The sequence below is a fragment of the Streptomyces sp. NPDC058619 genome, from assembly GCF_042717785.1.
Classification (GTDB): domain Bacteria; phylum Actinomycetota; class Actinomycetes; order Streptomycetales; family Streptomycetaceae; genus Streptomyces.
In genome coordinates, this window is sequence record NZ_JBHXQN010000004.1 from 154,990 (window position 1) to 169,100 (window position 14,111).

13 protein-coding genes and 1 tRNA gene are annotated in these 14,111 nt (G+C 73.5%); 13 read left to right on the top strand and 1 reads right to left on the bottom strand.

All coding sequences use genetic code 11. The annotated features are described in order from the left end of the window. Positions 1-174 precede the first annotated feature (174 nt). The 12 genes from ACFWTC_RS06490 to ACFWTC_RS06545 all read left to right on the top strand — a co-directional run bounded on the left by ACFWTC_RS06490 (position 175) and on the right by ACFWTC_RS06545 (position 12,032). A complete protein-coding gene (locus tag ACFWTC_RS06490) occupies positions 175-933 on the top strand; it encodes a hypothetical protein (protein ID WP_383920559.1) in 759 nt (252 codons plus the stop codon). 182 nt (positions 934-1,115) lie between these two features. After that, a complete protein-coding gene (locus tag ACFWTC_RS06495) occupies positions 1,116-1,880 on the top strand; it encodes a GntR family transcriptional regulator (RefSeq protein WP_383920556.1) in 765 nt (254 codons plus the stop codon). 157 nt (positions 1,881-2,037) lie between these two features. Beyond that, positions 2,038-3,159: a TIGR03364 family FAD-dependent oxidoreductase gene (locus ACFWTC_RS06500; protein ID WP_383920553.1), complete on the top strand. Its 1,122-nt coding sequence runs from the start codon at positions 2,038-2,040 to the stop codon at positions 3,157-3,159. 5 nt (positions 3,160-3,164) lie between these two features. Further along, complete coding sequence (locus tag ACFWTC_RS06505; protein ID WP_384027994.1) at positions 3,165-3,947, top strand: phosphonatase-like hydrolase; 783 nt, start codon at positions 3,165-3,167, stop codon at positions 3,945-3,947. Next, entirely contained in the window at positions 3,944-4,993 is a 1,050-nt protein-coding gene (locus ACFWTC_RS06510; protein WP_384027993.1) for an ABC transporter ATP-binding protein, read from the top strand. The genes ACFWTC_RS06505 and ACFWTC_RS06510 overlap by 4 nt, the downstream gene beginning before the upstream one ends. Then, positions 4,986-6,002: a 2-aminoethylphosphonate ABC transporter permease subunit gene (locus ACFWTC_RS06515; RefSeq protein ID WP_383920544.1), complete on the top strand. Its 1,017-nt coding sequence runs from the start codon at positions 4,986-4,988 to the stop codon at positions 6,000-6,002. The genes ACFWTC_RS06510 and ACFWTC_RS06515 overlap by 8 nt, the downstream gene beginning before the upstream one ends. After that, positions 5,989-6,786, top strand: a complete 798-nt coding sequence (locus ACFWTC_RS06520) for an ABC transporter permease (protein WP_383920541.1) — start codon at positions 5,989-5,991, stop codon at positions 6,784-6,786. The genes ACFWTC_RS06515 and ACFWTC_RS06520 overlap by 14 nt, the downstream gene beginning before the upstream one ends. A 117-nt stretch (positions 6,787-6,903) precedes the next feature. Continuing rightward, positions 6,904-8,007: a 2-aminoethylphosphonate ABC transporter substrate-binding protein gene (locus ACFWTC_RS06525; RefSeq protein ID WP_384027992.1), complete on the top strand. Its 1,104-nt coding sequence runs from the start codon at positions 6,904-6,906 to the stop codon at positions 8,005-8,007. A gap of 198 nt (positions 8,008-8,205) precedes the next feature. Continuing rightward, the gene (locus ACFWTC_RS06530) at positions 8,206-9,729 is read left to right on the top strand and encodes an alkaline phosphatase family protein (protein ID WP_384027991.1); all 1,524 of its coding nucleotides are present in this window, start codon (positions 8,206-8,208) and stop codon (positions 9,727-9,729) included. A gap of 179 nt (positions 9,730-9,908) precedes the next feature. Beyond that, entirely contained in the window at positions 9,909-10,688 is a 780-nt protein-coding gene (locus tag ACFWTC_RS06535; protein WP_383920532.1) for an HAD-IIA family hydrolase, read from the top strand. An 82-nt stretch (positions 10,689-10,770) separates the two neighbouring features. Next, complete coding sequence (locus tag ACFWTC_RS06540; protein WP_383920529.1) at positions 10,771-11,376, top strand: hypothetical protein; 606 nt, start codon at positions 10,771-10,773, stop codon at positions 11,374-11,376. Continuing rightward, positions 11,373-12,032, top strand: coding sequence for a class F sortase (locus tag ACFWTC_RS06545; RefSeq protein WP_384027990.1), 660 nt, complete (start codon positions 11,373-11,375; stop codon positions 12,030-12,032). The genes ACFWTC_RS06540 and ACFWTC_RS06545 overlap by 4 nt, the downstream gene beginning before the upstream one ends. Positions 12,033-12,100: 68 nt before the next feature. On the opposite strand, the gene ACFWTC_RS06550 is transcribed toward ACFWTC_RS06545, so the two are convergent. After that, positions 12,101-12,174, bottom strand: a tRNA-Lys gene (locus tag ACFWTC_RS06550). A 219-nt stretch (positions 12,175-12,393) separates the two neighbouring features. On the opposite strand from ACFWTC_RS06550, the gene ACFWTC_RS06555 reads away from it, so the two are divergent. Next, entirely contained in the window at positions 12,394-13,722 is a 1,329-nt protein-coding gene (locus tag ACFWTC_RS06555) for a peptidoglycan-binding protein (RefSeq protein ID WP_384027989.1), read from the top strand. Positions 13,723-14,111: the final 389 nt, after the last annotated feature.

Genomic DNA, 14,111 nt, shown 5'->3' on the forward strand with positions numbered 1-14,111 from the left:
GCGGCGCGCGAGGGGATCGGTTTGACCTCGTGCTCCGATCGGGCGTAAACCAGTACGACTCAGGCGCGGCGCCCGGCAGCGCGCCGCGCGTGCGTGACACGGTGCGAGCGCGGCCCGGGGTGATTGTCGCCTCGTCCGATCATCGTCCCGTCCGGCGAGCAGCGAAGGCCTTCCATGCGACTACGCAAAGCCCTTGCCCTCACCGCAGCCCTCTCCGCCGCCCTCGTCGCCGGCCCGGCGACCACCGCGGGCGCGGACGTCGGCACCGGTGGCGGGGCGCGCCCGGCCCCCGCGCTGCCGTCCCGGGCGCAGGCCACCTGTGGCGACGGCAAGGCCGCCGCCTTCCCCATCGGCGCGCGGATCCGCGGTGGCCCGGCCGTGTACCGCACGGGCGGCGGACCGCAGAGCTGGTACCTGGACCTGACCAACACCACGGGCTCCGTGTGCACGGCCATCCACCCCGTCGTCGTCTTCACCGGCAAGGCCCGCACCCTGCGCCCCGCCCACCTGCGGATGGAGTTCGACGCCCCGGGCGGCACCTTCCCCGTCAGCCTGGAGGGGACCGACCGCGACGAGATCATCGCCGTGTTCGACGGGGGCGACGCGTTCCCCGGCTTCACCGTCGGCGCCGGCGGCTCCCTCACCGTCAAGGTCGGCCTCGCCTTCGCCCCCGACGCCCCGACCGGCGAGGTCCTCGCCGACGCGGCCCTCGTCCAGCGCAAGGGCGACGACGGCGACTGGGTCGGCGAGGCCGGCGGCTACCGCTTCTCCGTGGAGGGCCCCCGGGGTGACGAGTCCGCGGAGGCGGGCGCGCTGGCGCACACCGGCCCGCGCAACCGGGCGTACGGCGCCGGGGTGGCCGCCGTCGCCGTCGCCGTCGGCGGGGGACTCCTGCTGGCCGCCCGACGCCTGCGCGCGACCCCGGCCCGCTGACCCCGGCCCGCTGACCCCGGCCCGCTGACCCCCGGCCCGCCCGGGCCCCCGCCTGTACGCCCCCACCCGCCCGGGCCCCCACCCGCCCGGGCCCCCACCCGCACGGCCCCCGCCCGTACCGCCCCGCCCCCGCGCCGGTCCCCGTACCGGAGCCGTTCACCCGGCCCGCATAGAGTCCCACCGTGGAAGACCAGACCCCGCGCCACCGTCCCGGATCGCCCGTCCGCTCCGGTATCCCCGAACACGGCCGCATCCCGAAGTACTACGCCGTCAAGGCCCGCATCGCGGCCCTCCTCGACGAGCTCGGCGAGGGCGGCACCCTCCCCACCGAGCGGGATCTCGCCGAGCGGTACGAGGTCTCCCGCGAGACCGTCCGTCAGGCCCTGCGGGAGCTGCTGCTGGAGGGCCGGCTCCGCCGCTCCGGGCGGGGCACCGTCGTCGCCGGGCCGAAGCTGGAGCAGCCGCTCGCCCTCGCCAGCTACACCGAGGGCGTACGCCGCCAGGGCCGACGCCCCGGCCGCACCCTGATCGGCCTGGAGCAGTTCCCCTGCCCGCCCGACCTCGCTCCCGGCATCGGCGCCGGGCCCGGCGAGCCCGTCTGGCACCTGGAGCGCGTCCTGCTCGCCGATGACGAGCGCGTCGGCCTGGAGAGCACGTACATCCGGGTCGCCCGCGCCCCCCGCCTCGGCGACGATTTCCAGCCGGACTCCTCCTTCTACGGATACCTCCGCGACAGCCTCGGCATCGTCTTCGGGGACGCCGACGAAAAGCTGGAGACCGTCCTCGCGACCCCCCGCGAAGCCCTCCTCGTCGGGACGCCGCCCGCCCTCCCCATGCTGCTCATCCACCGTTTCTCACGCGACGGGGAGGGCCGCCCGCTGGAGCGCGTGCGTTCCCTCTACCGGGGGGACAGGTTCAGCTTCACGACCCACCTGCGGCCTGGATAGAGCCGCGGCAGACCCGCACAACCACCTGTACCCCCTGGAAAGGGGCGCATCAGTATCACAGAAAGATAACGGGTCTAGTCCAAACGTTGAGGCCTGTTCACCGGCGCGTCGCCGGCCCGATCCCGTCGGTCCACGGGCCCGCACCACCGTGGACGCCGTGAGAGTCATAGTCGTCGGAGGCGGCGTGGTAGGCACCATGCACGCCTGGCAAGCAGTCCAACGCGGCCACGAGGTCGTCCAGATCGAGCGCGAGGCGGAGGCCCGCGGCGCGTCACTGCGCAATTTCGGCCAGATCTGGGTCAGCGGGCGGGCCGGGGGCGAGGAGCTCGACACCGCGCTGCGGGCCCGAGCGCTCTGGGAGCGCATCGGCGCGGAGGTGCCCGGCCTGGGCTTCCGCGCCATCGGCTCCCTCACCCCCGTCCGCAATGCCCGCGAGTACGCGGTCGCCGAGGCGGCCGTAACCCGCCCCGACGCCGCCGCCCGCGGCTACGAACTGGTCACCGCCGCCGCGGCGCGGAAGATCAACCCGGCCCTGCGCGGCGACTTCGAAGCCGCCCTGTGGTGCGAGCGGGACGCGGCCGTCGAGCCGCGCACCGCACAGCTCCACCTCCGCGAGGCCCTGCGGGCGAGCGGCCGCTACACCTTCGTCCCCGGCCGCGAGGTCCGCGCCCTGGCCGGCCCCGGCGCCGTCCGCGACGACCACGGATGCATCCACCGCGGCGACGTCGTCGTCCTCGCGACCGGCGCCTGGCTGTCCGGCCTGGTCCGCGAGCTGGCCCACGACCTGCCCGTGCGCCGCGTCCGGCTCCAGATGATGCAGACCGCGCCGCTCGGCGAGGCGCTGACCACCTCGGTCGCGGACGCCGACAGCTTCCGCTACTACCCGGCCTACGGCTCACCCGCCCTGGACGCGCTCAACGCGGAGCAGGCCCAGGCGCCGACCGCCGCCGCGCACAAGATGCAGCTGCTGATGGTCCAGCGCCAGGACGGCGGACTGACCATCGGCGACACCCACGAGTACGAGCACCCCTTCGCCTTCGACACCCTCGAGGACCCCTACGAGCACCTCACCGAGGTCGCCGAGTCCTTCCTGGGCCGCCCCCTGCCGAAGATCCGGCGCCGCTGGGCGGGCGTGTACGCGCAGTGCACCGACACCACCCGCGTCGTCCACCGCCAACAGGTGGCCGACGACGTCTGGCTGGTGACCGGACCGGGCGGCCGCGGCATGACCTGCTCGCCCGCCATAGCCGAGACCACAGCGAACGAACTGGGCTGGTGAACCACATGACCGACACCAACACCAACACCAACACCAACACCAACGCCAACGCCAACGCCGCTCCCAACGCCGACTCCCGCAAGCTGGTCGTCCTCGACATGGCCGGCACCACCGTCGCCGACGGGGGCCTGGTCGAGCGCGCCTTCGAGCGCGCTGCCGAACGCCTCGGCGTCGCACCGGGCGCCCCCGACCACGAGGAGAAGCTCCGCTACGTCCGCGACACCATGGGCGAGTCGAAGATCTCCGTCTTCCGCCACCTCTTCGGCAGCGAGGAGCGCGCACAGCGCGCGAACGCCGCCTTCGAGGAGGCGTACGGGGACCTCGTCGACGGCGGACTCGTCGCCCCGCTCCCCGGCGCCCGGGAAGCCATCGAGGAGCTCCGCGCCGACGGCCGCACCGTCGTCCTGACGACCGGCTTCGCCCGCGTCACCCAGGACGCCATCCTCGACGCCCTCGGCTGGCGCGACCTCGCCGACCTCACCCTCTGCCCGGCCGACGCGGGCGGCCGCGGCCGCCCGTACCCGGACATGGTGCTGGCCGCGTTCCTGCGGACCGGCGCCGTGGCCGACGTACGCGACGTCGTGGTCGCGGGCGACACCGCGTACGACATGCTCAGCGGCAGCCGCGCCGGTGCCGGGCTCGTGGCCGGCGTCCTCACCGGTGCCCACGACCGCGCCGCCCTCGCCGAGCACGGCGCGACCCACGTCCTCGGCTCCGTCGCGGAGCTCCCCGCGGTCCTCGCCGCTGCCCGCCCCGCCCGCCCCGCCCGCCGCGCGGAGCCGGCGTGAGCGGCATCCGGTTCGAGGGGGTGACCGTCGCCTACGACGGCACCACCGTCCTGGACTCCCTCGACCTGACCGTCGAGCCCGGCGAGGTCATGGCCCTGCTCGGCCCCTCCGGCTCCGGCAAGACCACGGCCCTGCGCGCGGTCGCCGGGTTCGTACGGCCCGCCGCGGGCCGGGTTCTGATCGGCGGCCGGGACGTCACCGCGCTCCCGCCGCACCAACGGGGCATCGGCATGGTGGTCCAGCAGTACGCGCTCTTCCCGCACATGCGGGTGGAGGCGAACGTGGCCTTCGGCCTCAAGGCCCGCAAGACGCCCCGCGCGGAGATACCCGGCCGGGTCGCCGAAGCCCTGGACCTGACCGGCATGGCCGCCTACGCCAAGCGCTACCCCCGCGAGCTCTCCGGCGGCCAGCAGCAGCGCGTGGCGATCGCGCGCGCCCTCGCGATCCGCCCCGGGGTGCTTCTGCTCGACGAGCCGCTGTCCGCGCTCGACGCGCAGCTGCGGTCCGGAATGCTCGCCGAACTGGCCCGGCTTCACCGGGAGTTGCCGGAGGTGTCCCTCCTGTACGTCACGCACGACCAGGTGGAGGCGCTCACGCTGGCCGACCGGATCGCGGTCATGGACCGGGCCCGGCTCCGGGACTGCGGCACCCCGCAGGAGCTGTACCGGTCCCCGCGCACCGAGTTCACCGCCTCGTTCGTCGGCAACGCCAACCTGCTCCCGGTCACCGTCGCGGACACCGGAGCGGTCTTCGAGGGCCGCCCGCTGGAGCTCGACCGCGGCCGCGCGGTGCCCGGATCGCACGCCACCCTGTGCGTACGGCCGCACCTGCTCGGCCTCGGCGACGGCCCCAACCCCCTCAGCGGCACCATCGCCGAGGTCCAGTGGCGGGGCTCCACACACCGGTTGTACGTCGACGTCCACGGCCACCGCGTCAAGGCGGACCTCCCCGAACTGCGCGAGACCCCCGCCCTCGGCGACCGGGTCACCCTGCACTTCGAGCCGCGGGACGCGGTGCTGCTGGCGGCGGGTGTGTCACATGCCTGACGCCTCGCGTCCCGCCCCCGCCCTCGCCCATCCCGCCCCGGCCCATCCCGCCCCGGCCCACCCCGCCCCCGCCCACCCCGAGCGCGGCGCCGCCCGCCTCGGAGCCGAGGTCCCCGCCCCCGCGGCGGCCCGGCCGGGCCGCGCGGCCCCGGAGGGCGGGACCCCGGCCGGCGCCGCCCCGCGGCCGGGCCGGCGGCTGCCGCGCGGGGTGTGGGCCCTGCCGCCCGTGGCCGTGCTCGCGCTCGTCTTCCTCTACCCCCTCGGCCTGGTCGTCCAGCAGTCCCTCACCCCCGAGGGCGGCGGCGCCTTCGACGCCTACGGCTCCGTCTTCGCCTCCACCGCGTTCCGGGAGGCCCTCTGGACCACCGTCTGGCTGGCCGTCGGCGCCACCGCCGGCTGTCTCGTCCTCGGCTTCGCGCTCGCGCTGGTCATCGCCTTCGTACCGTTCCCCGGGGCCCGCGCCGTCGCGAAGTTCATCGACGTCTTCCTCTCCTTCCCCTCCTTCCTCATCACCCTCGCCCTGCTCTTCATCTACGGCAGCGTGGGCATGGCCAACGGCGTCTGGACCGACCTCACCGGCACCGCCGAGGGGCCCTTCCGCTTCCTCGCCACGCCCTGGGGCGTCCTCCTCGCCGAGATCACGTACTTCACGCCCTTCGTCATGCGCCCCCTGCTCGCCGCCTTCTCCCAACTGGACACCGCACAGCTCGAAGTCGCCGCCGGACTCGGCGCCCGCCCGGCCCGCATCGTCCGCCGGGTGATCCTGCCCGAGGCCCTCCCGGCACTCGCCGCCGGCGGCAGCCTCGTCCTCGTCCTGTGCCTCAACGAGTTCGGGATCGTCCTGTTCACCGGCGCCAAGGGCGTCACGACGCTGCCGATGCTCGTCTACGGCAAGGCGATCCTCGAATCCGACTACCAGGCCGCCTGCGTGGTCGCCGTCGTCAACATCGCGATCTCCGTCGGCCTGTTCGGCCTCTACCGGATGGTGAGCAAGCGTGCTGGTGCATAGCCGGACCGGCCGCTGGGCCGCCTGGGGCCTCTTCGCCGCCCTCTTCCTCCCCCTCTTCGCCCTGCCGCTGCTCGTCGTGGTCGGGGCCTCCTTCGCCACCCACTGGTCCGGCGCCTTCCCCTCCGGTCCGACCACCGGGAACTACGCCGCCGCCGTCCGCGGCGAATCCCTCCAGGCCCTGACCACGTCCCTGGTCACCGCCGTGACGGCCAGCCTGCTCGCCCTGACCCTCGGCACCTGGGCCGCGCTCGCCGCCGCCGCGCTCGGGCGGCGCGGGAAGCGGGTGCTCGACGCGCTGTTCGTGCTGCCCGTCGCCGTGCCGTCCGTGGTGGTCGGCCTGGCCGTGCTCGTCGCGTTCAGCCGGCCGCCGCTGCTGCTCAACGGCACCGGCTCCATCGTGGTCCTGGCGCACACCGTCCTCGTCACCGCCTTCGCGTACCAGTCCGTCTCCGCCGCGATCGTCCGGCTCGACCCCGCGTACGAACAGGCCGCGGCCTCCCTCGGCGCCGGTCCCGCGTACGTGCTGTGGCGGATCAGGCTGCCCCTGCTGCTGCCGTCCCTCACCGCGGCCGCCGGGCTCTGCTTCGCCCTGTCGATGGGGGAGCTGAGCGCGACGATGATGCTCTACCCACCGGACTGGATGCCCCTGCCCGTCCGCGTCTTCACCGCCACCGACCGGGGCGCGCTGTTCAGCGGGTCCGCCGTCGCCGTGGTCCTGATGGCCGCGACCCTGACGGTCCTGCTGGCCGTCTCCCGTATCCGCACCCGGGCCGCGTACCGCTGACCCGGCCCGGCGCCCGGCCACGTCCCATCCCCGCCCGACCCGGCCCGAGCGCCCCCACCCCTGCACCGCTGCCCCTGCTGAACCTCTGCCGACTCCCTTTTCCCGTAAGGAAGTTCCATGCCCAGCACGCTCCTTCCCAGCACGCTCCCGCCCAGTAAGCTCCTGCTCCGTACCGTCGCCGCCTCAGCCGGCCTCGCCCTGACCGCCACCCTCACCGCCTGCGGCGGCGCCTCCTCCTCCGCCGACTCCGGCGGCGGCGAGAAGGTCGTCACCGTCTACAGCGCCGACGGCCTCAAGAGCGAGAAGGGCGACGGCTGGTACGACAAGGTCTTCGCCGACTTCACCAAGAAGACCGGCATCGAGGTCAAGTACGTCGAGGGCGGCTCGGGCGAGATGGTCCAGCGCGCCGTCCGCGAGAAGACCAACACCCAGGCCGACGTACTGATCACCCTGCCCCCCTTCATCCAGCAGGCCGACGGCAAGGGCCTGCTCCAGGCGTACGCGCCGCAGGGCTCCGACAAGGTCAACGGCGCGGACAAGGCCGCCGCCGGCACGTGGACCTCGGTCGTCAACAACTACTTCGGCTTCGTCTACAACAAGAAGGAGCTCGCCGAGGCCCCCAAGACCTGGGAGGAGCTGCTCGACCCCGAGTTCAAGGGCAAGCTCCAGTACTCCACCCCGGGCGTCGCGGGCGACGGCACCGCAGTCCTCATCAAGTCGATGCACGACTTCGGCGGCAAGGAGCCGGCGATGGAGTACCTGAAGAAGCTCCAGGCCAACAACGTCGGCCCGTCCTCCTCCACCAGCAAGCTCGCGCCGAAGACCGACAAGGGCGAGCTGCTCGTGGCCAACGGCGACGTCCAGATGAACTTCGCGCAGTCCAAGTCCATGCCGAACCTGGGCATCTGGTTCCCGGCCCGCGAAGGCGGCAGGCCCACCACCTTCGCCCTCCCGTACGCGGCCGGTCTCGTCGCCGAGGCCCCGCACACGGAGAACGGCAAGAAGCTCCTCGACCACCTCCTGACGGAGGAGTCCCAGAAGCTGGTCAGCGAGGTCGGCGGCGGCTTCCCGGCCCGCGCCGACGTCCGGCCGACCGACGCCAACGCCGTCGAACTCACCAGGATCCTGGCGGGCGTCGAGGTCTTCGAGCCGGACTGGGCCGACATCGACAAGAACCTCACCGGATACGTGGACGCGTGGAAGTCGGCAACCGGAAGCTGACCGGTTACTTCCTGGCCACCCCACGGCCGCGAGAGTGACGCTTGCACCGACACGGCCCCGCCGTGACACCGAGATAACGGGTCTGGACCGAGGACCGCACCCCCGGTCCGGGCCCGGCGCACGCAGTGTCCCCGCCCCACCCGCACGCCCGCGCCCCGCCCTGCCGCGCCTTCCCCACGATTGCTCCCGGAGGAGTACGTGACCACTGCTGTCCTGCCCGGACGCACCCTCGCCGTGGCGGCCACCGCCGCCGCCCTGCTCGCCACCGCCCTCGGCACCACCGCCGCCACCGCCGGGGAGTCGGCGGCCACCACCGACAAGGTCCTCGTCATCGGCATCGACGGCGCGGTCCTCGACCGCGTCAAGGTGGCCAACGCGCCCCACCTGAACGGTCTGATGGCCCAGGGCCTGACCGCCCGCAGCACCCTCTACGCCAACCCGATGGCGGCCACCTCCTCGGGCCCCGGCTGGTCCACCATCGCCACCGGCGTGTGGCCCGACAAGCACGGCGTGAAGGACAACTCCTTCACCGGCAAGAACTACACGGCCCACCCGGACTTCCTGACCCGCATCGAGGACGCCAGGCCGGCGCTCAGCACGTACGCGGCCGCCGACTGGGAGCCGATCACCTCCACCGACCAGAACGGACCGATCTTCTCGGCCAAGGTCGACAAGCGCCTCTCCCTCAAGGGCGACCGCGACGGCTACGGCAGCGAGGACCCGAAGATCGCCGCCGCGGCCGCCACCGAACTGCGGGACCAGAACCCCGACGCGGCCTTCGTCTACCTCGGCGAGATCGACCACGCCGGCCACACCTCCGGCGCCGCGAGCCAGGAGTACCTGAACGCGGTCGCCCGGGTCGACGTGCTGATCGGCAAGCTGCTGACCGCAGTCCAGAACCGTCCGACGTACGCCCAGGAGAACTGGAAGGTCCTGGTCACCACCGACCACGGCCACACCAACGGCGGCGGCCACGGCGGCTCCAGCATCGCCGAGCGCGGCACCTTCGTCATCGCCCGCGGCGCGGGCATCCCGGCCGGTTCGGTACGGGAGGACGTGCGCCTGGTCGACGTCGCCGCGACCGCCCTCGCCCACGTCGGCGTCAGCGCCGCCGGCCTCGACGGCGTCCCGCTGAACGCCCCCGACAGCGACCCCTTCGACACCCTGCGCCCGGCCCTCCAGGCCCGCGTGGACGAGACCGGGATCCCGGCCGGCACCAAGGGTTTCACCCGCACCCCGCCGGCGGGCTGGTCCGTGGACAACTCGAAGATGGGCACCGGCGGCGTCACCGAATGGGCCGGCTGGACCTTCGCCACCGACGAGTTCTGGAGCCAGTCGCAGCGCGACCAGTGGCGCGAGCTGAACGTCCGCTCCCGTGACGTCTTCGCCGTCGCCGACTCCGACGAGTGGGACGACAAGAGCCACACCGGCACCTTCGACTCCACGCTGGTCACCCCCAAGTGGCCGGTCGCGGGCGGCTCCACCCGGACCCTGTCCTTCCAGACCCACTACCGCCAGGAGGCCGGGCAGACCGCCCAGGTCCTGGTGTCCTACAACGGCGGCGCCCCGGCCGTCGTGAAGAGCTACACCGCCGACGCGGTCGCGAAGGCCGAGTCGATCGCCCTCCAGGTCCCGGCCGGTGCCACCGACGTCCAGGTCCGCTTCCGCTACAGCGGCAACAACAACTGGTACTGGACCGTCGACGACGTCCGCCTCGGCTGACCGGGGACGCCGGCCGGTCCGGTCCGCCGACCGACCCGGCCGGCTCCTTGCGGGGCCCGCTGTCCGGGCCCGCCTGTCCGGGCCGTGGACGCCCTCCGCGTCCGCGGCCCGGCCCGGATAGGGTGGTAAAGATCAGAGGCCCCCGAGGTCAGAGGCCCCGCAGAGCGGAGAACAGTCCCGTGGCAGAGCGCAAGCCGATCGAATCCTGGCTGACCGACATGGACGGGGTCCTCATCCACGAGGGCACGCCGATCCCCGGTGCCGACGCCTTCATCAAGCGGCTGCGCGATTCCGGCAAGCCCTTCCTGGTGCTGACCAACAACTCCATCTACACCCCCCGCGACCTGCAGGCCCGCCTGAGCCGCATGGGCCTCGACGTCCCCGTCGAGAACATCTGGACCTCGGCGCTGGCCACCGCGAAGTTCCTCGACGACCAGCGTCCGGGCGGCACGGCGTACGTCATCGGCGAGGCCGGCCTGACCACCGCCCTGCACGACATCGGCTACATCCTGACCGACCACGAGCCCGACTACGTGGTCCTGGGCGAGACCCGCACCTACAGCTTCGAGGCGATGACGAAGGCGGTCCGCCTGATCAACGCGGGCGCCCGCTTCATCTGCACGAACCCCGACGAGACCGGCCCCTCCGCCGAGGGCCCGCTCCCGGCGACCGGCGCCGTCGCCGCGCTGATCACCAAGGCGACCGGCAAGAAGCCGTACTTCGCCGGCAAGCCCAACCCGCTGATGATGCGGACCGGGCTGAACGCCATCGGCGCGCACTCCGAGAGCAGCGCGATGATCGGCGACCGGATGGACACCGACGTCCTGGCCGGACTGGAGGCGGGCATGCAGACCTTCCTCGTCCTCACCGGCCTGACCTCGGTCGCCGACACCGAGAAGTTCCCCTACCGCCCGACCAAGACGGTCGACTCGATCGCCGACCTGATCGACCTCGTGTAGCGCGTACGGCTGACACGTACGGCGCCGCTCCGGATGCGGGGCGGCGCGCCGCGCGTGAATCTCCTTGTTGAGGAGGTTCACCATGCGCAGCATTTCCATCGCACTCCGTGTCACCGGTGTGGCCGTCGCCCTGACGGCGTTCGCCGCGGTGACCGCGCCCACCGCCCTCGCGGGCGAGGAGGAACGCGGCGGCCGCGAGAGCATCTCGGTCGATCCGAACCCGGCCCACCCCGGATCGCAGGTCAAGCTGCGCGTCCAGGGCTGTGACGGCACCCGGGGGGCGGCCAAGTCCGCCGTCTTCGTGGCGGACGCCGACCTGTACGGCCGCGACAGCGGCCGCAGCCCGCTCTACGGCGAGGCGATGATCAGCTCGCACGCCTCGCCCGGCTGGCACTCCATCCGGGTGACCTGCGACGGGCACGACAAGGTCCGCGGCTCCATTGAGATCGCCCACCACCACCACCGCCCGACCCACCACCCCTCGCCGGTCTGGCCGGTCCACGCGGGAGGCGGCGGCATGTCCGCCGAGCTCGCGGAGACGTCCCGGCTCGCCGCCGCGGCCAAGGAGCAGGAGAGCGGTGGCCCGGGGGTGCCGCACACGGTGATCGGCGCCGTGCTCGCCGCCGTGGCCACGCTGGCCGTTGCCGGACGCGCGCTGACCCTGCGCCGCCGCCGAAGCGGCGAGTGAGCAAGGCCGGGGCGACCGCCGGCAGCCGGCTGCTGACCTTCGTCGCCTGGTCCGTACTGGTCCTCGGCCTGTGGCTGTGGGGCCGCCAGCTGACCGGGATACCCTCGCCCCTCGCCGGCCAGGGCGGCGGGAAGGTGGGTCCGGGCATGCCGGCCGCGCACGCCCCGCTGCCGGGGTCCTCGCCCGAACGGGTCGACGTGCCCTCCATAGGCGTCCAGGCCCCGGTGATCTCCCGGGGCCTGGACAAGGACGGTGCGATCGAGCCGCCCCCGTACGGCAGCCCGGGCACGGTGGGCTGGTGGGGCGCGGGCACCCAGCCGGGTGCCGCCGGGACGGCACTGATGGTGGGGCACGTGGACACCAAGTCGAAGCCTGCGGTGTTCTTCGGCCTGAGCTCGGCGCAGCCGGGCGAGAAGGTACGGGTGGTGCGGGCCGACGGGTCGGTGGCCGAGTTCACGATCGAGGACGTACGGGTCTACGAGCGGGCGGGCTTCGACCCGCACAAGGCGTACGGCCAGCGGGTCGCGGGCCGGGCGGAACTGCGGCTGGTCACCTGCGGCGGTTCGTACGACAAGGCGTCCAAGGAGTACACGGCCAACGTGGTGGTCTCCGCCTACCTGACGGGTGCGGGCGTCCGCCCGGGAACGGCGGCGTAGGGCTCCCGCGCGCCCGCGGCACGACACGAAGAAGGCCCCCACTCGCGTGGGGGCCTTCTTGTCGTCTGTGCGCCGCCAGGGACTCGAACCCCGGACCCGCTGATTAAGAGTCAGCTGCTCTAACCAACTGAGCTAGCGGCGCTTGGTGACAGGGAAAACTCTACCCCACTCCCGCTGGTGCTCATGACCAGCCACGCCCGCCTTGTCCGATTAACCCATGTTTGGGTGGTTCATCGTGCACGATATGTCTTGGTCGTGCCACATCTGATGCCCCGCCAGATACGGCACGGTCCGACCAGTGGACGAGCAGGGGAGTGGACGGAACCGCATGACGATGCAGCCTCCGACGCCGCATGGGCCGATGTCGATGCCCGTTTTCCAGGAGTACGAGCCAGCGGGCGACTGCGCGTGCCAGGGCTGCGCCCAGCGCCGTCGCTCCCTCGCCCGTGCGCGGGCCATACCGCTCCGGGACGGGGGGCACCCCGCGGCGCGCGGCGCGCGCCGCGCGCTCGTCCTGGCCACCGCCGCGGGCGTGGTCCTCGGCGGCGGAGGTGCGGCCGCGGCGGCGGCGGCCGCACCGGCCGCCGGCGCGGTGACCGCGGACGAGGACCCGCCCGGCTCCCCGCAGGGCGGCCGGGCCCCGCTGCACGGGCCGAAGGGCGGCAAGCCCGGCACCCCGGCCGCCCCGACGGCCCCCGGCGCGGTGAAGCGGATCGACCGGGCGACGATCATCAACCGCGCGAAGCTGTGGCTGGACGCGAAGGTGCCGTACAGCATGACCGAGTACTGGACGGACGGGTACCGGCAGGACTGCTCGGGCTACGTCTCCATGGCCTGGAACCTCGGCACGAACGAGTGGACCGGCAGCCTCGACACCTTCGCCACGAAGATCACCAAGGACGAGCTGCTCCCGGGGGACATGCTGCTCTTCCACAACCCGGCGGACCCCAACAAGGGCTCCCACGTGGTCCTCTTCGGCGGCTGGGCGGACCAGACCCGGACGCACTACATCGCGTACGAGCAGACGAAGCCGACGACGCGGAAACAGACGACGCCCTACGGCTACTGGACCAATTCCACCAAGTACCTGCCGTACCGGTACAACGGCATCACCGGCGGGATCACGCCGGAGGCCCCGGCCGCCGGACCGAAGCCGACGGTCCCGACGGCCTTCCCGGGGGCGGCGAAGTTCGGGCCGGGCGCCTCGAACGAGTACGTCGAGCACCTGGGCCGGATGCTGGTCGAGCGCGGCGCCCGCTTCTACCCGAAGGGCCCGAGCCGCACCTATACCGACGCCGACCGGCTGGCCACCCAGGCCTTCCAGCGCGCCCAGGGCTGGACGGGCACCGAGGCGGACGGCCTGCCGGGCGCGCAGACCTGGCGCCTGCTGGTCGAGCACCAGGGCAAGGACATCCCGCCGTCGGCTACGGGCTCGCCGGGCCCCGGCGGCGTACGGGCCTACCCGGGCGCGGCGGTGTTCCGCCCGGGCGTGTCCCACGAGGCCGTGGCGGCGCTGGGCCGCCAGCTGGTGAAGAAGGGCTTCGGCAAGCACTACACCTCCGGCCCCGGACCCCGCTGGGGCGAGGCCGACCGCCGCAACGTCGAGGCGTTCCAGCGCGCGCAGGGCTGGCGCGGCGCCGCGGCCAACGGTTACCCGGGCCCGGAAACCTGGCGCCGGCTGTTCGCATGACGGAGGCAACGATGTACCCCACGCGCACCACTTCGACCACGGGCACCTTCCGGATCCCCCCGGTGGCCGCCCGGCCGGTCCGCCCGGCCCTTCTCGCCGAAGCCCCGGCGGGACCGGCCGCTCCGATGGCACCGACGGCCCCGGCCGTACCGATGACCCCGGCGCCGATGACCCCGGCGCCGATGGCCCCGACGGCCTGGACCGTGGCCTCCCCGGCGGCGCCCCACACGGGTTCCGCGCCGTACGCGGCACCTGCGCCGGTTCCGGTTCCGGTCGCGGCCCCGACTCCGGTCCCGGTTCCGGTCGCGGCTCAGGTGCCGGCTCCGGAGCCGTTCCAGGCTCCGGTCTCGGTCCCGGTGGCGGTGCAGGCGCCGGCTCCGGTCCCGGTT

Coding starts and splice junctions, on each gene's coding strand:
- ACFWTC_RS06490 (WP_383920559.1), top strand. CDS start 175: ATGCGACTACGCAAAGCCCTTGCCCTCACCGCAGCCCTCTCCGCCGCC.
- ACFWTC_RS06505 (WP_384027994.1), top strand. CDS start 3,165: ATGACCGACACCAACACCAACACCAACACCAACACCAACGCCAACGCC.
- ACFWTC_RS06515 (WP_383920544.1), top strand. CDS start 4,986: ATGCCTGACGCCTCGCGTCCCGCCCCCGCCCTCGCCCATCCCGCCCCG.
- ACFWTC_RS06525 (WP_384027992.1), top strand. CDS start 6,904: ATGCCCAGCACGCTCCTTCCCAGCACGCTCCCGCCCAGTAAGCTCCTG.
- ACFWTC_RS06540 (WP_383920529.1), top strand. CDS start 10,771: ATGCGCAGCATTTCCATCGCACTCCGTGTCACCGGTGTGGCCGTCGCC.
- ACFWTC_RS06555 (WP_384027989.1), top strand. CDS start 12,394: ATGTCGATGCCCGTTTTCCAGGAGTACGAGCCAGCGGGCGACTGCGCG.